The following is a 23,267-nucleotide window of genomic DNA, read 5'->3' on the forward strand; positions in this document are numbered from 1 at the left end:
AGGTAAAAACGTGGGTCAAAAAGTACATCCAATTGGTATGCGTGTTGGCATCATCCGTGATTGGGATGCTAAATGGTATGCTGAAAAAGAATACGCGGATTACCTTCATGAAGATCTTGCAATCCGCAACTTTATCAAAAAAGAATTGGCTGATGCGTCAACATCAACAATCGAAATCGAACGTGCTGTAAACAAAGTTATCGTTTCTATCCACACTGCTAAGCCAGGTATGGTTATCGGTAAAGCTGGTAGCAACGTTGATGCACTTCGTGCTCAATTGAACAAATTGACTGGTAAACAAGTACACATCAACATCATCGAAATCAAACAACCTGATTTGGATGCACACCTTGTTGGTGAGTCAATCGCTCGTCAATTGGAGCAACGTGTGGCATTCCGCCGTGCTCAAAAACAAGCTATCCAACGTGCAATGCGCGCTGGTGCAAAAGGTATCAAAACACAAGTTTCTGGTCGTTTGAACGGTGCTGATATTGCCCGTGCAGAAGGCTACTCAGAAGGAACTGTTCCTCTTCATACACTTCGTGCGGATATCGACTACGCTTGGGAAGAAGCTTTGACAACTTACGGTAAACTTGGTATCAAAGTATGGATCTACCGTGGTGAAGTTCTTCCAGCTCGTAAAAACACTAAAGGAGGTAAATAACAAATGTTAGTACCTAAACGTGTAAAACACCGTCGTGAATTCCGTGGAAAAATGCGCGGTGAAGCTAAAGGTGGAAAACAAGTAGACTTTGGTCAATACGGTCTTCAAGCAACTACTAGCTCATGGATTACAAACCGCCAAATCGAAGCTGCCCGTATCGCTATGACGCGTTACATGAAACGTGGTGGTAAAGTTTGGATCAAGATCTTCCCACACAAATCATACACTGCTAAAGCTATCGGTGTACGTATGGGTTCTGGTAAAGGTGCTCCTGAAGGTTGGGTAGCTCCAGTTAAACGCGGTAAGGTTATGTTTGAAGTAGCTGGCGTTTCTGAAGAAATCGCTCGCGAAGCATTCCGCCTTGCTGGTCACAAATTGCCAGTTAAAGTTAAATTCGTAAAACGTGAAGCAGAATAAGGAGAAGACATGAAACTTCAAGAAATTAAAGATTTTGTAAAAGAACTTCGTGGCCTTTCTCAAGAAGAACTTGCTAAGAAAGAAAACGAATTGAAGAAAGAACTCTTCGAACTTCGTTTCCAAGCTGCTGCTGGTCAACTTGAGCAAACTGCTCGTTTGAACGAAGTGAAGAAACAAATTGCACGTATCAAGACTGTGCAATCTGAAACTAAATAATAGATTGGGAAAGGAGAATTTCAATGGAACGCAATAATCGTAAAGTTCTTGTTGGACGCGTAGTATCTGACAAAATGGACAAAACAATCACAGTTGTAGTTGAAACTAAACGTAACCACCCAGTCTATGGTAAACGTATTAACTACTCTAAAAAGTACAAAGCTCATGATGAAAACAATGTTGCTAAAGAAGGCGATATCGTTCGTATCATGGAAACTCGCCCACTTTCAGCTACAAAACGTTTCCGTCTTGTAGAAGTTGTGGAAGAGGCAGTTATCATTTAATCAACCTGAAAGGAGAAAATTGACATGATTCAAACAGAAACTCGTTTGAAAGTTGCTGATAACAGTGGCGCACGTGAAATCTTGACAATCAAAGTTCTTGGTGGTTCAGGACGTAAATTCGCGAACATCGGCGACATCATCGTTGCTTCAGTAAAACAAGCTACTCCTGGTGGTGCGGTTAAAAAAGGTGACGTTGTTAAAGCCGTTATCGTTCGTACTAAGACAGGTGCTCGTCGTGCTGATGGTTCATACATCAAATTCGATGAGAATGCTGCAGTTATCATCCGTGAAGACAAAAACCCTCGCGGAACTCGTATCTTTGGCCCAGTGGCACGCGAATTGCGTGATGGCGGTTTCATGAAAATTGTTTCATTGGCACCAGAAGTACTTTAATCTAACAAACTAAGTCCCCTGGTTACATTACTAACCAGGGTGCCCATTAGGGCGTAAGAAATTATAGGAGAAATCAAATGTTTGTAAAAAAAGGCGATAAAGTTCGCGTAATCGCTGGTAAAGACAAAGGCGTTGAAGCTCTTGTTGTAACAGCACTTCCAAAAGTAAACAAAGTTATTGTTGAAGGTGTTAACATCGTTAAGAAACACCAAAAACCAAACAGCGAAAACCCTCAAGGCGCTATCGTTGAAAAAGAAGCTCCAATCCATGTGTCAAACGTTCAAGTTCTTGACAAAAATGGTGTTGCAGGACGCGTTGGTTACAAGTTTGTAGACGGCAAAAAAGTTCGCTACAACAAAAAATCAGGCGAAGTGCTTGATTAATCACGAAGGAAAGGAGAAGTATAATGGCAAATCGTTTAAAAGAAAAATATCTTAATGAAGTAGTTCCTGCTTTGACTGAACAATTTAACTATTCTTCAGTTATGGCTGTGCCAAAAGTTGATAAGATCGTTTTGAACATGGGTGTTGGTGACGCTGTTTCTAACGCTAAAAACCTTGAGAAAGCTGCTCAAGAATTGGCTTTGATCTCAGGTCAAAAACCACTTATCACTAAAGCTAAGAAATCAATCGCCGGCTTCCGTCTTCGTGAGGGTGTTGCGATCGGTGCGAAAGTAACTCTTCGTGGCGAACGTATGTATGAGTTCTTGGACAAATTGGTTACAGTTTCACTTCCACGTGTACGTGACTTCCACGGTGTACCAACTAAGTCATTCGACGGACGTGGTAACTACACACTTGGTGTGAAAGAGCAATTGATCTTCCCAGAAATCAACTTCGACGATGTTGATAAGACTCGCGGTATGGATATCGTTATCGTTACAACTGCTAACACTGACGAAGAATCACGTGCATTGCTTACTGGCCTTGGTATGCCGTTTGCAAAATAAGAGGGAGAGAATAAATGGCTAAAAAATCAATGATCGCTAAGAACAAACGCCCAGCTAAGTTCTCTACACAAGCTTACACACGCTGTGAAAAATGTGGACGTCCACACTCAGTTTACCGCAAATTCAAATTGTGCCGTGTATGCTTCCGCGACTTGGCTTACCTTGGACAAATTCCTGGCGTAACAAAAGCTTCTTGGTAAGATAAGATGTGAGAGCGTTTAGCAACCAACGCAAAGATAGGAGATTTGACGATGAAGTTTACTTCTAGGAAAATCTATCTTCTTTGCTAAGGTTGTAGCTCGAACTCAATTAAAACATGATACTAAGGGCGTGACGGACAAAGTGAAAATAGGAACTCTAGCGAAGAACGCTTGCGTTCTAGATAGAGTTATCTTTTTCACACAGGCCGTAGCCTGTGTTCAAATGTTAGGATGCAATAGCATCATACTAGCAAATTCAAACTTTGCATTGCCTATCAGGCACACATTAACTAGCAAGTGATCCAATCAAACTGCTAGTAAGAGGAGAAACAACAAATGGTTATGACTGACCCAATTGCAGATTTTTTGACACGTATTCGTAACGCTAACCAAGCAAAACACGAAGTGCTTGAAGTTCCTGCATCAAACATCAAAAAAGGTATTGCTACAATCCTTAAAAACGAAGGTTTTGTGAAAAACGTTGAATTCATCGAAGATGACAAACAAGGCATCATCCGTGTATTCTTGAAATACGGACCAAACGGTGAAAAAGTTATCACTAACTTGAAACGCGTTTCAAAACCAGGTCTTCGTGTTTACTCAAAACGTGAAGATATTCCAAAAGTTCTTAACGGACTTGGTATCGCAATCATCTCAACATCAGAAGGTCTTTTGACTGACAAACAAGCTCGTCAAAAGAACGTTGGTGGTGAGGTTATCGCATACGTTTGGTAATTGGATGATATCAAGAGCGTAGTGACCCAAGTGAAAATAGGAAATCAAACGAAGAATACTTGCATTCAAGTTTGATTTATCTTTTTCACACAGGTCACAGCTCGGGTTCAAATCTAATAATCTGATTTGAAGGTATCATAAAACCTGCTCATTCGAACACGGGCTAAAGTCTGTGTAAAAAAGACAATCCTTCCTCGAAGCTTAGGCTTCTGCGTCAGTATTCCTATTTTTACATTGACTTCTTAACGCCCTCTGTATCATGAGCCCCCGTGAAAACTAGTCGCTAGACGGCTTGATAATTTAACAGGAGAATTAAAAAATATGTCACGTATTGGTAATAAAGTAATTACATTGCCTGCTGGTGTTGAGCTTGCTCAAAACAACGGCGTGGTAACTGTAAAAGGACCTAAAGGGGAATTGACTCGTGAATTCCCAACTGCTATTGAAATCCGTGTGGAAGGTACAGAAGTTACTCTTCACCGTCCAAACGATTCAAAAGAAATGAAGACTATTCACGGTACTAGCCGTGCTAACCTCAACAACATGGTTGTTGGTGTTTCTGAAGGCTTCAAAAAAGAACTTGAAATGCGTGGTGTCGGTTACCGTGCTCAATTGGCTGGTAACAAATTGACACTTGCTGTTGGTAAATCACATCCAGATGAAGTGGTTGCACCAGAAGGTATTACATTTGAAGTTCCAACACCAACACAAATCGTCGTGTCTGGTATCAACAAAGAAGTTGTTGGTCAAACAGCAGCTTATATCCGTAGCCTTCGTGCTCCTGAGCCATACAAAGGTAAAGGTATCCGCTACGTTGGTGAATTCGTTCGCCGTAAAGAAGGTAAAACAGGTAAATAATAGCTTGCTGAGGTGGCTTAGCCACCTGGCTGACTATTTCTCAAATTGTTTCGTAAGAAACAGAATCATACATTAAGAGGTGAATATTGTGATTTCAAAACCAGATAAAAACAAAATCCGCCAAAAACGCCACCGTCGCGTTCGCGGTAAAATCTCTGGAACTGCTGCTCGCCCACGTTTGAACATTTTCCGTTCTAATACAGGCATCTACGCTCAAGTGATTGATGACGTAGCGGGTGTAACGCTCGCAAGCGCTTCTACTCTTGATAAAGAAGTTTCAAAAGGTACTAAGACAGAACAAGCTGTTGTTGTAGGTAAACTCGTTGCTGAACGCGCGGTAGCTAAAGGTATTTCTGAAGTGGTCTTTGACCGCGGTGGATATCTCTATCACGGACGTGTGAAAGCTTTGGCTGAATCAGCTCGTGAAAACGGATTGAAATTCTAATAGGGAGGACACTAAGAAATGGCATTCAAAGATAACGCAGTTGAAATTGAAGAACGCGTAGTAGCCATCAACCGTGTTACAAAAGTTGTTAAAGGTGGACGTCGTCTTCGTTTTGCAGCTCTTGTGGTTGTTGGTGACCGTAACGGTCGCGTAGGTTTCGGTACTGGTAAAGCTCAAGAAGTACCAGAAGCTATCCGTAAAGCAGTTGAATCTGCTAAGAAAAACATGATTGAAGTACCAATGGTTGGTACAACAATTCCTCACGAAGTTCGCTCAGAATTTGGCGGCGCTCGTGTATTGTTGAAACCTGCTTCAGAAGGTTCTGGGGTTGCTGCCGGTGGTGCAACTCGTGCCGTAATCGAATTGGCAGGTATCGCAGATGTGACTTCTAAGTCACTTGGTTCAAACACACCAATCAACATCGTTCGCGCAACAGTTGAAGGTTTGAAACAATTGAAACGTGCTGAAGAAGTGGCTGCACTTCGTGGCATTTCAGTTTCTGATTTAGCATAAGAAAGGAGATACTCATGGCTCAAATTAAAATCACTTTGACTAAGTCTCCAATCGGTCGCAAACCAGAACAACGTAAAACAGTTGTTGCACTTGGACTTGGTAAATTGAACAGCTCAGTTGTTAAGGAAGATAACCCAGCTATCCTTGGTATGGTGAACGCTATCTCTCACTTGGTAACTGTCGAAGAAGTAAACTAAGTCATTGTACTTGGTTTTGCCAAACCTAGTTTGTGCAACTTCTAAATAATTAAACAATTGACGAAGTCGCATAGAGAAATCTTTGCGACTTACTGTCAGTATAGTGGCGAGTTTGTGGAAGAAGACTCTTTGGTCTCCACAGGCGCTAGCATTGAAAAAAGAGGAGAAAAATAATGAAACTTCATGAATTGCAACCTGCAACAGGTTCTCGTAAAGTCCGCAACCGTGTAGGTCGTGGTACATCATCAGGTAACGGTAAAACTTCTGGCCGTGGTCAAAAAGGTCAAAAAGCTCGTAGCGGTGGCGGTGTTCGCCCAGGTTTTGAAGGTGGACAAACACCATTGTTCCGTCGTCTTCCAAAACGTGGTTTCACAAACATCAACGCTAAAGAGTACGCAATCGTTAACCTTGATCAATTGAACGCTTTTGAAGATGGTGCAGAAGTAACACCAGTTGTGCTTATCGAAGCTGGAATCGTTAAAGCTGAAAAATCAGGAATTAAGATTCTTGGTAACGGCGAATTGACGAAGAAATTGACAGTTAAAGCTGCTAAATTCTCTAAATCAGCTGAAGAAGCAATCACTTCTAAAGGTGGCTCAGTAGAAGTCATCTAAGAGGTGACAGCCTATGTTTTTTAAACTTTTAAAAGATGCCTTAAAGGTCAAAAACGTACGTAAAAAGATTCTTTTTACCTTGTTTATCCTTTTTGTCTTCCGAATCGGGACTCACATTACTGTTCCAGGTGTGAATGCGAAAAGCCTAGAGGCCCTCTCAAATGTACCATTTTTGAACATGTTGAGTTTGGTCTCTGGTAACGCCATGCGTAACTTTTCTGTATTTGCACTTGGAGTGAGTCCATACATTACCGCATCCATCATTGTTCAGCTCCTACAAATGGATATTCTTCCAAAATTTGTAGAATGGGGCAGACAAGGAGAGGTCGGTCGGCGAAAACTAAATCAAGCTACTCGATACATTTCAGTTGTTTTGGCCTTTGTTCAATCAATCGGTATTATTGCCAGCTTTAATGCCCTCTCAGGTGCTAAGTTGACATCCATGCCTTTGGATTGGAAAACCTATCTCATTATCGGATCTATTCTGACAACAGGATCGGTTATCGTTTCCTGGTTGGGTGAGTTGATTTCTGATAAGGGCTATGGAAATGGTACATCAATGATAATCTTTGCAGGTATCATTTCATCATTGCCAGGAACCTTTTATGAAATCTATGAAGATCGCTTCATCAACATTGAATCTAGTCGTTTAGTAGAGTCTGCGATTTATGTAGCGATTTTGGTAGTTTTGATCTTAGTGGTAATCTACTTTACAACCTTTGTTCAACAAGCTGAATACAAAATTCCAATTCAGTACACCAAACGCGCCCAAGGCGCACCGTCCAGTTCTTACTTGCCGTTGAAGCTGAACCCAGCTGGTGTTATCCCTGTTATCTTTGCAGGTTCCATCACTGCGATTCCAACTTCAATCATCCAATTCTTGGCAAGTCAAAACCGCAGTATTGGTTGGTTATTGAACATTCAGGAATACTTTGATTATTCAACCGTTAAAGGTATGGTTGTTTATGCCCTGCTCATCATTTTGTTTACTTTCTTCTATACTTTTGTTCAGGTTAACCCTGAGAAAACCGCTGAAAGTTTGCAAAAGAGTGCTGCATACATCCACGGTGTTCGTCCAGGAAATGGAACAGAGAAATATCTTTCAACCCTCTTGAAACGATTGGCAGCAATCGGCTCACTCTTCTTGAGCTTCATTGCCCTTCTTCCAATCTTGGCTCAAAATCTATTTGGATTATCTTCAAACATCGCTTTCCTTGGTACCAGTCTGATCATCGTCATCATGACAAGTATCGAAGGTATCAAGCAATTGGAAGGCTACCTTCTTAAGAGAAAATATGTAGGTTTTATGGAAATTACAGACTAGTACGCTAGTCGCTTCCCTTTTAGGGAATTTTGAAATAGGAGCTGAAGTGACGATTGTTAGTCGTCTAGCTCCTATTTTGTTTTTAGATAAGTTTGTCAATAGTGGCAAATTTATGTGAAAACAAAATAAGGAGTTTGTCATGAATCTTTTAATCATGGGCTTACCAGGTGCAGGCAAGGGCACTCAAGCCGCAAAGATTGTTGAAAAATTTAATGTTGCTCATATTTCCACTGGAGATATGTTCCGTGCAGCAATGGCCAATCAAACTGAAATGGGACTTTTGGCTAAGTCATACATCGACAAGGGCGATTTAGTACCAGATGAAGTGACCAACGGTATTGTTAAAGAACGTTTGCTACAAGATGACATCAAAGAAAAAGGTTTCTTGTTGGATGGTTATCCACGCACGATTGAGCAAGCACATGCCTTGGATGCAAGTTTGGCAGATTTGGGCATTGAATTGCAAGGGGTGATTAACATTGAAATCGACCCAGCAAAATTGGTGGAGCGTCTAAGTGGTCGTATCATTCATAAAGAAACGGGAGAAACCTTCCACAAGATCTTCAATCCACCAGTTGGTGATTATAAAGAAGAGGATTTCTACCAACGTGAAGATGATAAACCGGAATCTGTAAAACGCCGTCTAGAAGTCAATATTGCACAAGGTCAGCCAATCATCGACCATTACCGAAACAAAGGTTTGGTTCATGATATCGAAGGTGATCAAGATATCGAAGTGGTTTTTGCTGCGATCGATACAGTTTTAACAAATTTGAAATAATTAAAGGGATTAGGCTTGCGTTTTGTTGACAAACATGATAAAATAGCCTAGTCTGACTTATAATTGTTACCTCTGTGTTCAGAGGGCATCAAATCGAAATTTAGAGAGGGGATACTTTTGCATGGCAAAAGAAGATGTGATTGAAATTGAAGGTAAAGTAGTCGATACTATGCCTAATGCTATGTTCACTGTTGAGTTGGAAAATGGACACCAAGTCCTTGCAACTGTTTCAGGAAAAATCCGTAAAAACTACATCCGTATTTTAGTCGGTGACCGTGTAACTGTTGAGCTTAGTCCTTACGACTTGACGCGTGGCCGTATCACATACCGCTTTAAATAGTCGAAATACTTGGAGGGATTAAACATGAAAGTAAGACCATCGGTCAAACCAATTTGCGAATACTGCAAAGTTATTCGTCGTAATGGTCGTGTTATGGTGATTTGCCCAGCAAACCCTAAACACAAGCAACGTCAAGGTTAAGAAATAGAAAGGAGAAAACATGGCTCGTATTGCTGGAGTTGACATTCCAAATGACAAACGTGTAGTTATTTCATTGACTTATGTTTACGGTATCGGTCTCGCAACTTCTAAGAAAATTCTTGCTGCTGCAGGTATTTCAGAAGATGTTCGCGTAAAAGACTTGACACCTGATCAAGAAGACGCTATCCGTCGTGAAGTTGATGCAATCAAAGTTGAAGGTGACCTCCGTCGTGAAGTTAACTTGAACATCAAACGTTTGATGGAAATCGGTTCATACCGTGGTATCCGTCACCGTCGTGGACTTCCTGTCCGTGGACAAAACACTAAAAACAATGCCCGCACTCGTAAAGGTAAAGCTGTTGCGATCGCAGGTAAGAAAAAATAAAATAGGAGGTAGAAAAATTGGCTAAACCAACACGTAAACGTCGTGTGAAAAAGAATATCGAATCTGGTATTGCTCATATTCACGCAACATTTAATAACACTATTGTTATGATTACTGATGTGCATGGTAACGCTCTTGCTTGGTCATCAGCTGGTGCTCTTGGTTTCAAAGGTTCTCGTAAATCTACACCATTTGCTGCTCAAATGGCTGCTGAAGCTGCTGCTAAATCTGCACAAGAACACGGTCTTAAAACAGTTGAAGTTACCGTTAAAGGCCCAGGTTCAGGTCGTGAGTCTGCTATCCGCGCTCTTGCTGCCGCTGGTCTTGAAGTAACAGCAATTCGTGATGTGACTCCTGTACCACACAATGGTGCTCGTCCTCCAAAACGTCGCCGTGTATAATCATACAAACCATACACAGCTTTTCGTTTAAGAGGGAGTAGGAAATGATTGAGTTTGAAAAACCAACTATAACAAAAATTGATGAAAATAAAGATTTTGGTAGATTTGTAATCGAACCACTTGAGCGTGGTTACGGCACAACTCTCGGAAATTCTCTTCGTCGTGTACTTTTGGCATCTCTTCCAGGTGCTGCTGTAACTTCAATTAAAATTGAGGGAGTATTGCACGAATTCGATACCGTTCCAGGTGTTCGTGAAGATGTTATGCAAATCATTCTTAACATCAAAGGGATTTCTGTAAAATCTTATGTCGAAGACGAAAAGACGATTGAACTTGATGTGGTGGGTCCAGCAGATGTAACTGCAGGCGATATTCTAACAGACAGTGATATTGAAATTGTAAACCCTGATCATCATCTCTTCACCATTGCTGAAGGAGCTAGCTTCAAAGCAGTTCTTAAAGTAAATTCAGGTCGAGGCTATGTTCCTGCTGAAGGAAACAAAAAAGATGATGCACCAGTAGGTACACTTGCTGTGGATTCAATCTACACGCCAGTGAAAAAAGTTAATTACCAAGTTGAACCAGCTCGCGTTGGTAGCAATGATGGTTTTGACAAACTAACACTTGAAATCATGACCAATGGTACAATTGTGCCAGAAGATGCCCTTGGCTTATCTGCTCGTATCTTGATGGAACATTTGGGTCTCTTTACAGACTTAACTGAGGTTGCAAAATCTGCAGAAGTGATGAAAGAAACTGAAGTGGCTTCCGATGATAAGATGTTAGACCGCACAATTGAAGAATTGGATCTCTCAGTACGTTCTTACAACTGTTTGAAACGTGCCGGAATCAATACTGTATTTGATTTGACAGAGAAATCTGAGCCAGAAATGATGAAAGTACGCAATCTTGGCCGTAAGAGTCTTGAAGAAGTCAAAGTTAAATTGGCTGATCTCGGTCTTGGATTGAAGAAAGATAAATAATATAGGAGGAAATCATGGCATACCGTAAACTAGGACGCACTAGCTCACAACGTAAAGCAATGTTGCGCGATTTGACGACAGACCTTTTGATCAACGAATCAATCGTTACAACTGAAGCTCGTGCTAAAGAAATCCGTAAAACAGTTGAAAAAATGATCACACTTGGTAAACGTGGCGATTTGCACGCTCGTCGTCAGGCAGCTGCATTTGTACGTAACGAAATCGCATCTGAAAACTATGATGAAGCTACTGATAAGTACACTTCTACTACAGCACTTCAAAAATTGTTCTCAGAAATCGCACCTCGTTATGCAGAACGCAACGGTGGATACACTCGTATTCTTAAAACTGAACCACGTCGTGGCGATGCAGCCCCAATGGCTATCATCGAATTAGTTTAATAATCATCAATTTTGTTGAGTGTTATGATGATGGAATAGTTACTATTCTTAGTCTAGCTCTGGTCTACTGCTGGGCTTCTGCCCAGCGGTAACACTCATCAGAATAGACGTAACGCTTGTTTACGAAATCACTCTAAAATAGAATGATTTTGTAAGCAGGCGTTTTTAAGTAAGGAGAGGACCTTGTCTCTATCAAAACAATTATTATTTAAGCGTTACATTCAGCCAATTCCACAAGAAAAAGAACTATACATCGGAGTAGAACTAGAGTTTCCCATCGTTTCAAAAGCTGGTAGAGGAACTAAGAGCCAAGACATGGTTTCCTTACTGAGTGACTTGATGGCCCCCTTGCAAGCAATTGCAACTGCATGGGATGATGCAGGAAATATTATCGGAATTCAGACGCCAGCAAAAGACATGCTGGTTTTTGAAGTCACTTATACTACGCTTGAAATTGCTTTCGAAAAAGCAAGTAATCTTCACCAAATCGTAGATCGATTTCAAGACTATCTCCCGATTATTCAAGGTATTCTAAGTGAAAAGGGCTATGAACTACAAGGCAAGGGGCTTCATCCTTATTGGAAGGAGAATGACTACAGTCCAATACCGATAGGCCGCTACAAGCTTTTAATGGCTTATTTAGCCCTTGGAAAGTCTAGAAAGGATTGTCATTCCTTTCTAGATTATGCAGGCTTTATACATGGTAATCAAGTGCAATTTGATGTGGATCGAACATCCGTCCTGCCGGTATTGAATTTTTTTAACCTTTTGGAACCTGTTAAGGCCTATTTGTTTGCCAATTCAGGTCAAGATGAGATTGTTCAAGGGCTGACGATTGCACGTGACTTCTTGTGGGAAAAATCGATGCACGGAGTCATTTCCAAAAATGTTGGGCCATTTGATTGGGGATTTGATCAGCTGGATGATTACCTCGATGTATTGGATCAGTCCGCCATGTTTTGCTGCCAACGAGACGGTGTTGATTACTATTTTCCTCCAATGACCGTCTCTGACTATTTTCAAGCAGAGAGCATCCAAGCTACAGATCTTTTGGGACAAACTAGCGCTCTTATTCCGCAAAACGAAGACATCCAATATCATCGAGCCTATCATTATCAGCTGCTAACAACCCGCAGCACAGTCGAGCTAAGAAGTGTTTGCGCACAACCATTTGACCAGAGCTTTGTACCAACTGCCTTTCAATTAGGGCTGCTCATTAATCGTACAAAGGCAGAAAAATTGATTTCCAACCATTTGCTGTACCGAGAGCAAAAATTTGATATTCCACAAATGCGTCATTTATTTTCTAAAAAGTATCTTGATTCAACCACAAAGTCTCAGATGCATCAGCTATCAAAAGAACTAGTGATCCTTGCAGAAGAAGGCCTACAAATGCGTGATTATGGGGAAGAAATTTATCTACAATCTCTAAAAGAAAAACTAGACCAGTAAAGGTCTAGTTTTTTTGGTATTTTAGAGTAATCGGACATTTATGTCCTGTTCAGGAGATGATATTGTTAGTAGAATGAAAACAAAAATAGGAAGAGGTAGACTATATGTTTTCATCAGAGTACAGAAAAGTTAAGGGAATAGTTGATAAAACCCGCAGAGAGTATTATTTAAAAGGGTGGGAACACAGCGATTGGCACCAAGAGGGGATGCTGGTCTTCTATCAACTCATACAGGAGTACCCAGGGCTTAAGGATAGTCAGAACCTATACGGCTTCTTCAAAGTCCGGTTTCGGAACTACATTAAGGATAAACTTCGCCAACAAGCCAGCCAAAAACGGACCTTTGATCGCATGCAACATGAAGAGATAGGAGATCTGAGCCATTGCTTACGCAGTCCAGGGCTCTTACAAGATGACTTATTGACACTACGAGATGGATTACGGAGCTATTATGACCAGCTATCCCCAACCCAACAAGATAACTATATGAAACTAATCCGAGGCGAACGGTTCAAAGGCCGACAAGAGATGGTGAGAGAACTCAGAGAAGTCTTGAAAGATTTTAGGTGACAAGGGGGATGAAGAAAAAGGAAAAGGAAAAGAAAAAATAAAAAAAGTTTCAAAAAGTTATTGACAAAGGTAGGTTAAGGTGATAGAATAATGGAGTTGTCTCGAGCGAGCAGTTAACAGAGAAGAAACGAAATAAAAAAAGTTTCAAAAAAGTGTTGACAAGTTTCGCAAGAAATGATAAACTAAGATAGTTGTCGCGAGAGAGCGATAACGAACAAGACCTTTGAAAATTAAAGAAGACGAACCAAACGTGCAGGGTGATTTATCTAAGGATAAATCGTCAATAACGAAAAAAACAATAAAACGGAAAGCTAGTGATAGCTTGAGTTTGAATCAAAACTTTTTATGAGAGTTTGATCCTGGCTCAGGACGAACGCTGGCGGCGTGCCTAATACATGCAAGTGGAACGCACTTATATCACCGGAGCTTGCTCCACCGAGATAAGTGAGTCGCGAACGGGTGAGTAACGCGTAGGTAACCTGCCTCATAGCGGGGGATAACTATTGGAAACGATAGCTAATACCGCATAACAGTATTTACCGCATGGTAGATGCTTGAAAGGAGCAACTGCTTCACTATGAGATGGACCTGCGTTGTATTAGCTAGTTGGTGGGGTAACGGCTCACCAAGGCTTCGATACATAGCCGACCTGAGAGGGTGATCGGCCACACTGGGACTGAGACACGGCCCAGACTCCTACGGGAGGCAGCAGTAGGGAATCTTCGGCAATGGGGGCAACCCTGACCGAGCAACGCCGCGTGAGTGAAGAAGGTTTTCGGATCGTAAAGCTCTGTTGTAAGAGAAGAACGGGAGTAGGAGTGGAAAATCTACTCTGTGACGGTATCTTACCAGAAAGGGACGGCTAACTACGTGCCAGCAGCCGCGGTAATACGTAGGTCCCGAGCGTTGTCCGGATTTATTGGGCGTAAAGCGAGCGCAGGCGGTTTGATAAGTCTGAAGTAAAAGGCTGTGGCTTAACCATAGTACGCTTTGGAAACTGTCAAACTTGAGTGCAGAAGGGGAGAGTGGAATTCCATGTGTAGCGGTGAAATGCGTAGATATATGGAGGAACACCGGTGGCGAAAGCGGCTCTCTGGTCTGTAACTGACGCTGAGGCTCGAAAGCGTGGGGAGCGAACAGGATTAGATACCCTGGTAGTCCACGCCGTAAACGATGAGTGCTAGGTGTTGGGTCCTTTCCGGGACTCAGTGCCGCAGCTAACGCATTAAGCACTCCGCCTGGGGAGTACGACCGCAAGGTTGAAACTCAAAGGAATTGACGGGGGCCCGCACAAGCGGTGGAGCATGTGGTTTAATTCGAAGCAACGCGAAGAACCTTACCAGGTCTTGACATCCCAGTGACCGTCCTAGAGATAGGATTTTTCTTCGGAACACTGGTGACAGGTGGTGCATGGTTGTCGTCAGCTCGTGTCGTGAGATGTTGGGTTAAGTCCCGCAACGAGCGCAACCCCTATTGTTAGTTGCCATCATTCAGTTGGGCACTCTAGCGAGACTGCCGGTAATAAACCGGAGGAAGGTGGGGATGACGTCAAATCATCATGCCCCTTATGACCTGGGCTACACACGTGCTACAATGGCTGGTACAACGAGTCGCAAGTCGGTGACGGCAAGCTAATCTCTTAAAGCCAGTCTCAGTTCGGATTGTAGGCTGCAACTCGCCTACATGAAGTCGGAATCGCTAGTAATCGCGGATCAGCACGCCGCGGTGAATACGTTCCCGGGCCTTGTACACACCGCCCGTCACACCACGAGAGTTTGTAACACCCGAAGTCGGTGAGGTAACCTTTTAGGAGCCAGCCGCCTAAGGTGGGATAGATGATTGGGGTGAAGTCGTAACAAGGTAGCCGTATCGGAAGGTGCGGCTGGATCACCTCCTTTCTAAGGAAATGGAACCTGTACGTTAGTCTTCTTTAATTTTGAGAGGTCTTGTGGGGCCTTAGCTCAGCTGGGAGAGCGCCTGCTTTGCACGCAGGAGGTCAGCGGTTCGATCCCGCTAGGCTCCATTAACAACGGAAGTTGTTAAAGTTTTGTCCATTGAAAATTGAATATCTATCAAACATTCCTGATGTATCGATTAAGATACATTAAGAAATAGTAACAAGAAAATAAACCGAAAACGCTGTGAATATTTAATGAGTTTTCTAATTTTTGAAAAAAAGTTAGGTTAATAAGGTTAAGTTAATAAGGGCGCACGGTGGATGCCTTGGCACTAGAAGCCGATGAAGGACGTGACAAACGACGAAATGCTTTGGGGAGTTGTAAGTGAGCGAAGATCCAGAGATGTCCGAATGGGGGAACCCGGCAGGTTGATGCCTGTCACTCACTACTGTTAAGGTAGTGTAGAGGAAGACGCAGTGAACTGAAACATCTAAGTAGCTGCAGGAAGAGAAAGCAAAAGCGATTGCCTTAGTAGCGGCGAGCGAAACGGCAGGAGGGCAAACCGAGGAGTTTACTCCTCGGGGTTGTAGGACTGCAATGTGGACTTAAAGATTATAGAAGAACTACCTGGGAAGGTAGGCCAAAGAGAGTAATAGCCTCGTATTCGAAATAGTCTTTATACCTAGCAGTATCCTGAGTACGGCGAGACACGCGAAATCTCGTCGGAATCCGGGAGGACCATCTCCCAACCCTAAATACTCTCTAGTGACCGATAGTGAACCAGTACCGTGAGGGAAAGGTGAAAAGTACCCCGGAAGGGGAGTGAAATAGAACCTGAAACCGTGTGCCTACAACAAGTTCGAGCCCGTTAATGGGTGAGAGCGTGCCTTTTGTAGAATGAACCGGCGAGTTACGATATGATGCGAGGTTAAGTTGAAGAGACGGAGCCGTAGGGAAACCGAGTCTGAATAGGGCGCCTTAGTATTATGTCGTAGACCCGAAACCATGTGACCTACCCATGAGCAGGTTGAAGGTGCGGTAAGACGCACTGGAGGACCGAACCAGGGCACGTTGAAAAGTGCTTGGATGACTTGTGGGTAGCGGAGAAATTCCAAACGAACTTGGAGATAGCTGGTTCTCTCCGAAATAGCTTTAGGGCTAGCGTCGACATTAAGAATCTTGGAGGTAGAGCACTGTTTGGATGAGGGGGCCATCTCGGTTTACTGATTTCAGATAAACTCCGAATGCCAAAGATTTATGGTCGGCAGTCAGACTGCGAGTGCTAAGATCCGTAGTCGAAAGGGAAACAGCCCAGACCACCAGCTAAGGTCCCAAAATAATTGTTAAGTGGAAAAGGATGTGGGGTTGCACAGACAACTAGGATGTTAGCTTAGAAGCAGCTATTCATTCAAAGAGTGCGTAATAGCTCACTAGTCGAGTGACCCTGCGCCGAAAATGTACCGGGGCTAAAACAATTTACCGAAGCTGTGGATAACACTTAGGTGTTATGGTAGGAGAGCGTTCTATGTGTGAAGAAGGTATACCGTGAGGAGTGCTGGAACGCATAGAAGTGAGAATGCCGGTATGAGTAGCGCAAGATGGGTGAGAATCCCATCCACCGTAAGACTAAGGTTTCCAGGGGAAGGCTCGTCCGCCCTGGGTTAGTCGGGACCTAAGGAGAGACCGAAGGGTGTATCCGATGGACAACAGGTTGATATTCCTGTACTAGAGTATGAAGTGATGGAGGGACGCAGTAGGCTAACTAAAGCGGGCGATTGGAAGTGCCCGTCTAATCAGTGAGGTGTGATATGAGTCAAATGCTTGTATCTATAACATTGAGCTGTGATGGGGAGCGAAGTTTAGTAGCGAAGTTAGTGACGTCACACTGCCGAGAAAATCTTCTAGCGTTGTATCATACTCTACCCGTACCGCAAACCGACACAGGTAGTCGAGGCGAGTAGCCTCAGGTGAGCGAGAGAACTCTCGTTAAGGAACTCGGCAAAATGACCCCGTAACTTCGGGAGAAGGGGTGCTCAGTTAAACTGAGCCGCAGTGAATAGGCCCAAGCAACTGTTTATCAAAAACACAGCTCTCTGCTAAATCGTAAGATGATGTATAGGGGGTGACGCCTGCCCGGTGCTGGAAGGTTAAGAGGAGGGTTTAGCGTAAGCGAAGATCTGAATTGAAGCCCCAGTAAACGGCGGCCGTAACTATAACGGTCCTAAGGTAGCGAAATTCCTTGTCGGGTAAGTTCCGACCCGCACGAAAGGCGTAATGATTTGGGCACTGTCTCAACGAGAGACTCGGTGAAATTTTAGTACCTGTGAAGATGCAGGTTACCCGCGACAGGACGGAAAGACCCCATGGAGCTTTACTGCAGTTTGATATTGAGTATCTGTACCACATGTACAGGATAGGTAGGAGCCTATGAAGTCGGGACGCCAGTTTCGACAGAGGCGCTGTTGGGATACTACCCTTGTGTTATGGCTACTCTAACCCGGATAGGTTATCCCTATCGGAGACAGTGTCTGACGGGCAGTTTGACTGGGGCGGTCGCCTCCTAAAAGGTAACGGAGGCGCCCAAAGGTTCCCTCAGAATGGTTGGAAATCATTCGCAGAGTGTAAAGGTATAAGGGAGCTTGACTGCGAGAGCTACAACTCGAGCAGGGACGAAAGTCGGGCTTAGTGATCCGGTGGTTCCGTATGGAAGGGCCATCGCTCAACGGATAAAAGCTACCCTGGGGATAACAGGCTTATCTCCCCCAAGAGTTCACATCGACGGGGAGGTTTGGCACCTCGATGTCGGCTCGTCGCATCCTGGGGCTGTAGTCGGTCCCAAGGGTTGGGCTGTTCGCCCATTAAAGCGGCACGCGAGCTGGGTTCAGAACGTCGTGAGACAGTTCGGTCCCTATCCGTCGCGGGCGTAGGAAATTTGAGAGGATCTGCTCCTAGTACGAGAGGACCAGAGTGGACTTACCGCTGGTGTACCAGTTGTCTTGCCAAAGGCATCGCTGGGTAGCTATGTAGGGAAGGGATAAACGCTGAAAGCATCTAAGTGTGAAACCCACCTCAAGATGAGATTTCCCATAACTTTATGTTAGTAAGAGCCCTGAGAGATGATCAGGTAGATAGGTTGGAAGTGGAAGTGTGGCGACACATGTAGCGGACCAATACTAATCGCTCGAGGACTTATCCAAAAAATAAACTAGAGTCAATATTGACAGCGTTGGTAAAACTTGTTAGAATATAGATATTCAATTTTGAGTTGACAAGACTCAGTAGTTAAGTGACGATAGCCTAGGAGATACACCTGTTCCCATGCCGAACACAGCAGTTAAGCCCTAGAACGCCTGAAGTAGTTGGGGGTTGCCCCCTGTGAGATACGGTAGTCGCTTAGCGCAAGGGAGTTTAGCTCAGCTGGGAGAGCATCTGCCTTACAAGCAGAGGGTCAGCGGTTCGATCCCGTTAACTCCCATTTTAAGCGGGTGTAGTTTAGTGGTAAAACTACAGCCTTCCAAGCTGTTGTCGCGAGTTCGATTCTCGTCACCCGCTTTGAACTAAATATGTTCTACCCAAACTTTTGTTTGGGCGCGTAGCTCAGATGGTTAGAGCGCACGCCTGATAAGCGTGAGGTCGGTGGTTCGATTCCACTCGTGCCCATATATGGTCCGTTGGTCAAGGGGTTAAGACACCGCCTTTTCACGGCGGTAACACGGGTTCGAATCCCGTACGGACTGTATTTATTGGAGGATTACCCAAGTCCGGCTGAAGGGAACGGTCTTGAAAACCGTCAGGCGTGTAAAAGCGTGCGTGGGTTCGAATCCCACATCCTCCTTTTGATTAGCGCGGGATGGAGCAGCTAGGTAGCTCGTCGGGCTCATAACCCGAAGGTCGTAGGTTCAAATCCTGCTCCCGCAATTTGGCTCGGTAGCTCAGTTGGTAGAGCAATGGATTGAAGCTCCATGTGTCGGCGGTTCGATTCCGTCTCGCGCCATTAACTTAATATTCTGGAGAGATAGCGAAGAGGCTAAACGCGGCGGACTGTAAATCCGCTCCTTCGGGTTCGGGGGTTCGAATCCCTCTCTCTCCATACCTTTACGGGCATAGTTTAAAGGTAGAACTAAGGTCTCCAAAACCTTCAGTGTGGGTTCAATTCCTACTGCCCGTGTAGATGGCGGGTGTGGTGAAGTGGTTAACACATCAGATTGTGGCTCTGACATTCGGGGGTTCGATTCCCCTCACTCGCCTATTTTTATTAATGGGGTATCGCCAAGCGGTAAGGCAAGGGACTTTGACTCCCTCATTCGTTGGTTCGAATCCAGCTACCCCAGTTACAACTATAAGCCGGCGTGGCGGAATTGGCAGACGCGCTGGACTCAAAATCCAGTGTCCGCAAGGACGTGCCGGTTCGACCCCGGCCGCCGGTATAGTTGAAAAGAACTTTCAAGTTTTTCTTGAAAGTTCTTTCTTTTTGCTTGCATTTTCAATTTTTTATGATATACTTAACAAGTTAACAATTAATTGATTAAGGAAATACTTATGAGTAAGCTTGCGCATTTAATAGAAGTCAAATTACAGGAGATTATCCTGAGTTCTGAAAATCATTTGGAAATTTTGGTTGGGGCTTGCCAGAGTCAAGAAACGCTGACTAATACACAGGAACATATCTTGATGTTGATTGAGAATAAGTCATATACTAGTTCTGAAATCGCCAAGGAATTGGGGGTCAGCCAGGCTGCTATTACCAAGGCTGTTAAATCCTTATTGGCAAAAGATATGTTGATGGGGATGCGGGATGAAAAGGATGCACGTATCATTCGGTATCAGTTGACTGATAAGGCCAAGCCAATTGCTTTAGAACATGCGCATCATCATGAATTAACAATTGCTACTTATGACGAAGTTTTGGCTGCTTATAGCCAAGAGGAACAAGAGATTATCGGTCGTTTTTTGACTGATTTAGTTGGGAAAATTAAAAAGTAATGAGATATATCACTGTTGAAGACTTGTCTTTTTCATATGAACAAGAACCGGTCTTAGAGCACATTCATTATCATTTGGATAGTGGAGAATTTGTAACACTTACTGGAGAGAATGGAGCAGCAAAGTCGACTTTGATTCGTGCGACGCTGGGAATTTTGAAACCTTTGTCTGGCACTGTTGTGATTTCTGATAAGAGTATTTCGGGTAAGAAATTGCGGATGGCCTATCTCCCACAGCAGATTGCTAGTTTTAATGCTGGTTTTCCAAGTACTGTTTTGGAATTTGTTCGTTCGGGGCGTTACCCAAGGCAGGGTTGGTTTAGACGGTTGACGGCTCACGATGAGGAACATGTGAAGAAGAGTTTGGAATCAGTTGGTATGTGGGATCATCGAGATAAAAAACTGGGTTCACTGAGCGGTGGACAAAAGCAACGGGCTGTCATTGCTCGGATGTTTGCATCTGATCCGGATATTTTCATTCTGGATGAGCCGACTACTGGTATGGACAGTGGTACCAAGGATGCCTTTTATAAGTTAATGCACCATTCTGCTAAAAAGCATGGAAAGGCTGTTTTGATGATTACTCATGATCCTGATGAGTTGAGTCGGTATGCAGATCGTAATATTCACTTGGTTCGTGACCAGGCTTCACCTTGGCGTTGTTTCAATGTTCATGATGCGGAACTAGACACGGAGGTTGGCCATGTTTGATCTGTCTATTTTCCAGTATGATTTCATGCAGCGGGCTTTTTTGGCAATTATTGCTATGAGTTTGTTTTCGCCAATCCTGGGTGTTTTTCTCATTCTCAGAAGACAGAGTTTGATGTCAGATACCCTTAGTCACGTTTCCTTAGCAGGTGTGGCGTTTGGTTTGGTTTTGGGGATTTCTCCGACTGTGTCAACCTTACTTGTTGTGATTGTGGCAGCAGTCTTTCTTGAGTACTTGCGGACGATCTATAAAAACTTTATGGAAATTGGTACGGCTATTTTGATGTCAACAGGTCTGGCTATTTCTCTTATTGTCATGAATAAGTCTGGCGGTAAATCGAGTTTGAGTTTAGATCAATATCTATTTGGATCGATTGTCACTATTAGCCAAGAACAGGTCTGGGCTTTGTTTGGTATTGCAGGTGCGGTTATCTTGTTGATGCTTCTTTTCCTACGTCCTATGTATATCTTGACCTTTGATGAGGATACAGCTTTTGTGGACGGTTTACCAGTACGTGCCATGTCTATTGCATTTAATGTGGTGACAGGTGTCGCCATTGCCCTAATGATTCCTGCGGCTGGTGCTCTTTTGGTATCGACCATCATGGTCTTGCCTGCAGCCATTGCACTTCGTCTAGGGAAAAATTTCAAGTCGGTGATTGTGATTGGGATGTCGATAGGTTTCTTTGGAATGGTCACTGGTTTGTTGACGTCTTACTATGCTGAAACACCTGCAAGTGCTAGCATTACCTTGATTTTCATTAGTATTTTCTTACTGGTGAATGTTGTTCAAAAATTTAAAAAATAAGGAGTTAAGATGAAAAAAGTTGGTTTATTATTATTGTCTGTCTCAGCTTTGCTTTTAGGGGCTTGTGGCAATAGCACAGCTTCTGAAGATGGGAAGTTGAATATTGTAACGACCTTTTATCCTGTTTATGAGTTCACCAAGCAGGTAGCAGGTGATGAGGCAAATGTTGATCTGTTGGTTAAGGCTGGGACAGAAGTTCATGGTTATGAGCCGTCAGCTAAAGATATTGCTCGTATCCAAGAGGCAGATGCTTTTGTTTATGAAAATGAAAATATGGAAACATGGGTTCATGATGTTGAAAAATCACTTGATACAACAAAGGTTAATGTGATTAGTGCGACGGAAGGGATGCTCTTGTTACCAGGTAGTGAAGAAGGTGAGGATCACGACCATAGTGAGGAGGGGCATAGCCATGCTTATGATCCGCATGTATGGTTGTCTCCTGAGCGTGCCATCACACTTGTAGAAAATATTCGTGATAGTTTGGTAGCTAAATACCCAGAAAAGAAAGATGCTTTTGAAACAAATGCGGCTGCCTATATTGAGAAATTAGATGCTTTAGATATGAAGTATTCTGAAACATTATCTGCTGCGAAACAGAAATACTTTGTTACACAACATACTGCATTTGCATATTTAGCTTTGGACTATGGTTTGAAACAAGTTTCTATTACAGGTGTTGCTGCAGATGAGGATCCGACTCCATCACGTCTAGCAGAATTGACAGAGTATATCAATAAATATGGTATTAAGTATATCTATTTTGAAGAAAATGCGTCAAAATCTGTTGCAGAAACACTTGCTAAAGAGACTGGGGTTCAGTTGGACGTTCTTAATCCTCTTGAAAGTTTGACGGATGAGGATATGAAAAATGGTAAGGATTATATTTCTGTTATGGAAGATAATCTGACTGCCCTTGAAAAAACAACTTCCCAAGAAGGTTCTGAAATTTTGCCAGAAGAAGGTGCTGAGACTGCGCAAACTGTTTATAATGGTTATTTTGAAGATTCTGCCGTAAAAGATCGTACTCTTTCAGATTATGCAGGTGAGTGGCAATCTGTTTATCCATACTTGCTTGATGGTACACTAGATCAGGTCTGGGATTACAAGGCTAAGATCAAAGGTGGTATGACAGCTGAAGAGTATAAGGCATACTACGACACAGGTTACAAGACAGACGTTGATCAAATCAACATTACAGATAATACCATGGAGTTTGTAGTGGGAGACAAGTCTTACAAGTATACCTATAAGTACGTGGGTTATGAAATTTTGACTTATAAAAAAGGTAACCGTGGTGTTCGTTTCTTATTTGAAGCAACGGATCCAAATGCTGGTGATTACAAGTATGTGCAATTCAGTGACCACAATATTGCTCCTGTTAAGACAGGACACTTCCATATCTATTTTGGTGGAGAGAGCCAAGAAAAACTATTGGAAGAATTGGAAAACTGGCCGACCTACTATCCAGTTGGTTTGACTGGTTTGGAAATCGGTCAGGAAATGCTGGCTCACTAACATAGGAAAATCGACTGAGTATCTTGCTCGGTCTTTCTTCTTGACATTTTTTGACTACAAATGTAAACTGATTGTAGAAATGTGATTGGAG

28 protein-coding genes, 13 tRNA genes and 3 rRNA genes are annotated in these 23,267 nt (G+C 43.2%); all 44 read left to right on the forward strand.

Features of this window, described 5'->3' with window-relative positions; genetic code table 11:
• Window positions 1-10 precede the first annotated feature (10 nt).
• Entirely contained in the window at window positions 11-664 is a 654-nt protein-coding gene (rpsC, locus tag PXH68_RS00370) for a 30S ribosomal protein S3 (RefSeq protein ID WP_044689746.1), read from the forward strand.
• A gap of 3 nt (window positions 665-667) precedes the next feature.
• On the forward strand, window positions 668-1,081 hold the full coding sequence (rplP, locus tag PXH68_RS00375) for a 50S ribosomal protein L16 (protein ID WP_002936660.1): 414 nt from the start codon (window positions 668-670) through the stop codon (window positions 1,079-1,081).
• A 9-nt stretch (window positions 1,082-1,090) separates the two neighbouring features.
• Window positions 1,091-1,297 (forward strand): 50S ribosomal protein L29, encoded by a 207-nt coding sequence (gene rpmC, locus PXH68_RS00380; protein ID WP_002936659.1) that lies wholly within the window; start codon window positions 1,091-1,093, stop codon window positions 1,295-1,297.
• 23 nt (window positions 1,298-1,320) lie between these two features.
• Window positions 1,321-1,581 (forward strand): 30S ribosomal protein S17, encoded by a 261-nt coding sequence (gene rpsQ / locus PXH68_RS00385; protein ID WP_000440801.1) that lies wholly within the window; start codon window positions 1,321-1,323, stop codon window positions 1,579-1,581.
• Between the two features lie 24 nt (window positions 1,582-1,605).
• Entirely contained in the window at window positions 1,606-1,974 is a 369-nt protein-coding gene (gene rplN, locus PXH68_RS00390) for a 50S ribosomal protein L14 (RefSeq protein WP_002936658.1), read from the forward strand.
• Between the two features lie 77 nt (window positions 1,975-2,051).
• A complete protein-coding gene (gene rplX / locus PXH68_RS00395; RefSeq protein ID WP_014637292.1) occupies window positions 2,052-2,357 on the forward strand; it encodes a 50S ribosomal protein L24 in 306 nt (101 codons plus the stop codon).
• Window positions 2,358-2,380: 23 nt separating this feature from the next.
• Window positions 2,381-2,923, forward strand: a complete 543-nt coding sequence (gene rplE, locus PXH68_RS00400; RefSeq protein ID WP_002936653.1) for a 50S ribosomal protein L5 — start codon at window positions 2,381-2,383, stop codon at window positions 2,921-2,923.
• A 14-nt stretch (window positions 2,924-2,937) separates the two neighbouring features.
• The gene (locus PXH68_RS00405; RefSeq protein WP_002936651.1) at window positions 2,938-3,123 is read left to right on the forward strand and encodes a type Z 30S ribosomal protein S14; all 186 of its coding nucleotides are present in this window, start codon (window positions 2,938-2,940) and stop codon (window positions 3,121-3,123) included.
• 336 nt (window positions 3,124-3,459) lie between these two features.
• Entirely contained in the window at window positions 3,460-3,858 is a 399-nt protein-coding gene (rpsH, locus tag PXH68_RS00410; protein ID WP_002936647.1) for a 30S ribosomal protein S8, read from the forward strand.
• A gap of 321 nt (window positions 3,859-4,179) precedes the next feature.
• Window positions 4,180-4,716 (forward strand): 50S ribosomal protein L6, encoded by a 537-nt coding sequence (gene rplF / locus PXH68_RS00415; protein ID WP_002936644.1) that lies wholly within the window; start codon window positions 4,180-4,182, stop codon window positions 4,714-4,716.
• An 88-nt stretch (window positions 4,717-4,804) separates the two neighbouring features.
• Complete coding sequence (gene rplR, locus PXH68_RS00420; protein ID WP_002936641.1) at window positions 4,805-5,161, forward strand: 50S ribosomal protein L18; 357 nt, start codon at window positions 4,805-4,807, stop codon at window positions 5,159-5,161.
• 18 nt (window positions 5,162-5,179) lie between these two features.
• Window positions 5,180-5,674, forward strand: coding sequence for a 30S ribosomal protein S5 (gene rpsE, locus PXH68_RS00425; protein ID WP_002936639.1), 495 nt, complete (start codon window positions 5,180-5,182; stop codon window positions 5,672-5,674).
• A 14-nt stretch (window positions 5,675-5,688) separates the two neighbouring features.
• On the forward strand, window positions 5,689-5,871 hold the full coding sequence (gene rpmD / locus PXH68_RS00430) for a 50S ribosomal protein L30 (protein WP_172043755.1): 183 nt from the start codon (window positions 5,689-5,691) through the stop codon (window positions 5,869-5,871).
• Window positions 5,872-6,044: 173 nt separating this feature from the next.
• Window positions 6,045-6,485: a 50S ribosomal protein L15 gene (rplO, locus tag PXH68_RS00435; protein ID WP_002936637.1), complete on the forward strand. Its 441-nt coding sequence runs from the start codon at window positions 6,045-6,047 to the stop codon at window positions 6,483-6,485.
• A gap of 13 nt (window positions 6,486-6,498) precedes the next feature.
• Window positions 6,499-7,809 carry a preprotein translocase subunit SecY gene (gene secY, locus PXH68_RS00440; protein WP_248028202.1) on the forward strand — a complete coding sequence of 437 codons (1,311 nt, stop codon included), beginning with the start codon at window positions 6,499-6,501 and terminating at the stop codon, window positions 7,807-7,809.
• 139 nt (window positions 7,810-7,948) lie between these two features.
• Entirely contained in the window at window positions 7,949-8,590 is a 642-nt protein-coding gene (locus PXH68_RS00445) for an adenylate kinase (RefSeq protein ID WP_248028203.1), read from the forward strand.
• A gap of 121 nt (window positions 8,591-8,711) precedes the next feature.
• Window positions 8,712-8,930 (forward strand): translation initiation factor IF-1, encoded by a 219-nt coding sequence (gene infA, locus PXH68_RS00450; RefSeq protein WP_002936627.1) that lies wholly within the window; start codon window positions 8,712-8,714, stop codon window positions 8,928-8,930.
• 24 nt (window positions 8,931-8,954) lie between these two features.
• Entirely contained in the window at window positions 8,955-9,071 is a 117-nt protein-coding gene (gene rpmJ, locus PXH68_RS00455; RefSeq protein ID WP_001808836.1) for a 50S ribosomal protein L36, read from the forward strand.
• A gap of 19 nt (window positions 9,072-9,090) precedes the next feature.
• A complete protein-coding gene (gene rpsM / locus PXH68_RS00460; protein WP_099832346.1) occupies window positions 9,091-9,456 on the forward strand; it encodes a 30S ribosomal protein S13 in 366 nt (121 codons plus the stop codon).
• A gap of 17 nt (window positions 9,457-9,473) precedes the next feature.
• Window positions 9,474-9,857, forward strand: coding sequence for a 30S ribosomal protein S11 (gene rpsK, locus PXH68_RS00465; protein ID WP_003080097.1), 384 nt, complete (start codon window positions 9,474-9,476; stop codon window positions 9,855-9,857).
• A 44-nt stretch (window positions 9,858-9,901) separates the two neighbouring features.
• Entirely contained in the window at window positions 9,902-10,840 is a 939-nt protein-coding gene (locus PXH68_RS00470) for a DNA-directed RNA polymerase subunit alpha (protein ID WP_172043752.1), read from the forward strand.
• A gap of 14 nt (window positions 10,841-10,854) precedes the next feature.
• A complete protein-coding gene (gene rplQ / locus PXH68_RS00475; RefSeq protein WP_000331493.1) occupies window positions 10,855-11,241 on the forward strand; it encodes a 50S ribosomal protein L17 in 387 nt (128 codons plus the stop codon).
• A 183-nt stretch (window positions 11,242-11,424) separates the two neighbouring features.
• Entirely contained in the window at window positions 11,425-12,693 is a 1,269-nt protein-coding gene (locus tag PXH68_RS00480) for a glutamate-cysteine ligase family protein (protein WP_248028204.1), read from the forward strand.
• A 104-nt stretch (window positions 12,694-12,797) separates the two neighbouring features.
• Window positions 12,798-13,262, forward strand: coding sequence for a sigma-70 RNA polymerase sigma factor region 4 domain-containing protein (locus tag PXH68_RS00485; RefSeq protein ID WP_248028205.1), 465 nt, complete (start codon window positions 12,798-12,800; stop codon window positions 13,260-13,262).
• Between the two features lie 341 nt (window positions 13,263-13,603).
• Window positions 13,604-15,160, forward strand: a 16S ribosomal RNA gene (locus PXH68_RS00490).
• Window positions 15,161-15,212: 52 nt separating this feature from the next.
• A tRNA-Ala gene (locus PXH68_RS00495) sits at window positions 15,213-15,285 on the forward strand.
• Window positions 15,286-15,453: 168 nt separating this feature from the next.
• A 23S ribosomal RNA gene (locus tag PXH68_RS00500) occupies window positions 15,454-18,357 on the forward strand.
• An 85-nt stretch (window positions 18,358-18,442) separates the two neighbouring features.
• Window positions 18,443-18,558, forward strand: a 5S ribosomal RNA gene (gene rrf / locus PXH68_RS00505).
• Together the 16S, 23S and 5S rRNA genes with 13 tRNA genes alongside form the textbook arrangement of a ribosomal RNA operon.
• A gap of 4 nt (window positions 18,559-18,562) precedes the next feature.
• A tRNA-Val gene (locus tag PXH68_RS00510) sits at window positions 18,563-18,635 on the forward strand.
• A 6-nt stretch (window positions 18,636-18,641) separates the two neighbouring features.
• Window positions 18,642-18,712, forward strand: a tRNA-Gly gene (locus PXH68_RS00515).
• A 34-nt stretch (window positions 18,713-18,746) separates the two neighbouring features.
• A tRNA-Ile gene (locus tag PXH68_RS00520) sits at window positions 18,747-18,820 on the forward strand.
• Window positions 18,821-18,825: 5 nt separating this feature from the next.
• Window positions 18,826-18,897: transfer RNA gene (locus PXH68_RS00525), tRNA-Glu, on the forward strand.
• Between the two features lie 8 nt (window positions 18,898-18,905).
• Window positions 18,906-18,995 (forward strand) — tRNA-Ser (locus PXH68_RS00530).
• Between the two features lie 9 nt (window positions 18,996-19,004).
• Window positions 19,005-19,078 (forward strand) — tRNA-Met (locus PXH68_RS00535).
• 3 nt (window positions 19,079-19,081) lie between these two features.
• A tRNA-Phe gene (locus PXH68_RS00540) sits at window positions 19,082-19,154 on the forward strand.
• 15 nt (window positions 19,155-19,169) lie between these two features.
• Window positions 19,170-19,250, forward strand: a tRNA-Tyr gene (locus tag PXH68_RS00545).
• A gap of 7 nt (window positions 19,251-19,257) precedes the next feature.
• A tRNA-Trp gene (locus PXH68_RS00550) sits at window positions 19,258-19,328 on the forward strand.
• Window positions 19,329-19,334: 6 nt separating this feature from the next.
• A tRNA-His gene (locus PXH68_RS00555) sits at window positions 19,335-19,407 on the forward strand.
• A 12-nt stretch (window positions 19,408-19,419) separates the two neighbouring features.
• Window positions 19,420-19,491, forward strand: a tRNA-Gln gene (locus PXH68_RS00560).
• A gap of 12 nt (window positions 19,492-19,503) precedes the next feature.
• Window positions 19,504-19,587, forward strand: a tRNA-Leu gene (locus PXH68_RS00565).
• Window positions 19,588-19,699: 112 nt separating this feature from the next.
• The gene (locus tag PXH68_RS00570) at window positions 19,700-20,143 is read left to right on the forward strand and encodes a zinc-dependent MarR family transcriptional regulator (protein WP_248028809.1); all 444 of its coding nucleotides are present in this window, start codon (window positions 19,700-19,702) and stop codon (window positions 20,141-20,143) included.
• On the forward strand, window positions 20,143-20,853 hold the full coding sequence (locus PXH68_RS00575; protein WP_248028808.1) for a metal ABC transporter ATP-binding protein: 711 nt from the start codon (window positions 20,143-20,145) through the stop codon (window positions 20,851-20,853). Before PXH68_RS00570 ends, PXH68_RS00575 begins: the two co-directional genes overlap by 1 nt.
• Complete coding sequence (locus tag PXH68_RS00580) at window positions 20,846-21,658, forward strand: metal ABC transporter permease (protein ID WP_248028807.1); 813 nt, start codon at window positions 20,846-20,848, stop codon at window positions 21,656-21,658. Before PXH68_RS00575 ends, PXH68_RS00580 begins: the two co-directional genes overlap by 8 nt.
• Window positions 21,659-21,667: 9 nt before the next feature.
• Window positions 21,668-23,176 carry a zinc ABC transporter substrate-binding protein AdcA gene (locus tag PXH68_RS00585; RefSeq protein WP_248028806.1) on the forward strand — a complete coding sequence of 503 codons (1,509 nt, stop codon included), beginning with the start codon at window positions 21,668-21,670 and terminating at the stop codon, window positions 23,174-23,176.
• Window positions 23,177-23,267 lie beyond the last annotated feature (91 nt).

Origin of the sequence: Streptococcus sp. 29896, from assembly GCF_032594915.1 — a bacterium.
Classification (GTDB): Bacteria; Bacillota; Bacilli; order Lactobacillales; family Streptococcaceae; genus Streptococcus; species Streptococcus suivaginalis.

Coding starts and splice junctions, on each gene's coding strand:
- rplP (WP_002936660.1), top strand. CDS start 668: ATGTTAGTACCTAAACGTGTAAAACACCGTCGTGAATTCCGTGGAAAA.
- rpmC (WP_002936659.1), top strand. CDS start 1,091: ATGAAACTTCAAGAAATTAAAGATTTTGTAAAAGAACTTCGTGGCCTT.
- rpsQ (WP_000440801.1), top strand. CDS start 1,321: ATGGAACGCAATAATCGTAAAGTTCTTGTTGGACGCGTAGTATCTGAC.
- rplN (WP_002936658.1), top strand. CDS start 1,606: ATGATTCAAACAGAAACTCGTTTGAAAGTTGCTGATAACAGTGGCGCA.
- rplX (WP_014637292.1), top strand. CDS start 2,052: ATGTTTGTAAAAAAAGGCGATAAAGTTCGCGTAATCGCTGGTAAAGAC.
- rplE (WP_002936653.1), top strand. CDS start 2,381: ATGGCAAATCGTTTAAAAGAAAAATATCTTAATGAAGTAGTTCCTGCT.
- PXH68_RS00405 (WP_002936651.1), top strand. CDS start 2,938: ATGGCTAAAAAATCAATGATCGCTAAGAACAAACGCCCAGCTAAGTTC.
- rpsH (WP_002936647.1), top strand. CDS start 3,460: ATGGTTATGACTGACCCAATTGCAGATTTTTTGACACGTATTCGTAAC.
- rplF (WP_002936644.1), top strand. CDS start 4,180: ATGTCACGTATTGGTAATAAAGTAATTACATTGCCTGCTGGTGTTGAG.
- rpsE (WP_002936639.1), top strand. CDS start 5,180: ATGGCATTCAAAGATAACGCAGTTGAAATTGAAGAACGCGTAGTAGCC.
- rpmD (WP_172043755.1), top strand. CDS start 5,689: ATGGCTCAAATTAAAATCACTTTGACTAAGTCTCCAATCGGTCGCAAA.
- rplO (WP_002936637.1), top strand. CDS start 6,045: ATGAAACTTCATGAATTGCAACCTGCAACAGGTTCTCGTAAAGTCCGC.
- secY (WP_248028202.1), top strand. CDS start 6,499: ATGTTTTTTAAACTTTTAAAAGATGCCTTAAAGGTCAAAAACGTACGT.
- PXH68_RS00445 (WP_248028203.1), top strand. CDS start 7,949: ATGAATCTTTTAATCATGGGCTTACCAGGTGCAGGCAAGGGCACTCAA.
- infA (WP_002936627.1), top strand. CDS start 8,712: ATGGCAAAAGAAGATGTGATTGAAATTGAAGGTAAAGTAGTCGATACT.
- rpmJ (WP_001808836.1), top strand. CDS start 8,955: ATGAAAGTAAGACCATCGGTCAAACCAATTTGCGAATACTGCAAAGTT.
- rpsM (WP_099832346.1), top strand. CDS start 9,091: ATGGCTCGTATTGCTGGAGTTGACATTCCAAATGACAAACGTGTAGTT.
- PXH68_RS00470 (WP_172043752.1), top strand. CDS start 9,902: ATGATTGAGTTTGAAAAACCAACTATAACAAAAATTGATGAAAATAAA.
- rplQ (WP_000331493.1), top strand. CDS start 10,855: ATGGCATACCGTAAACTAGGACGCACTAGCTCACAACGTAAAGCAATG.
- PXH68_RS00485 (WP_248028205.1), top strand. CDS start 12,798: ATGTTTTCATCAGAGTACAGAAAAGTTAAGGGAATAGTTGATAAAACC.
- PXH68_RS00570 (WP_248028809.1), top strand. CDS start 19,700: ATGAGTAAGCTTGCGCATTTAATAGAAGTCAAATTACAGGAGATTATC.
- PXH68_RS00575 (WP_248028808.1), top strand. CDS start 20,143: ATGAGATATATCACTGTTGAAGACTTGTCTTTTTCATATGAACAAGAA.
- PXH68_RS00580 (WP_248028807.1), top strand. CDS start 20,846: ATGTTTGATCTGTCTATTTTCCAGTATGATTTCATGCAGCGGGCTTTT.
- PXH68_RS00585 (WP_248028806.1), top strand. CDS start 21,668: ATGAAAAAAGTTGGTTTATTATTATTGTCTGTCTCAGCTTTGCTTTTA.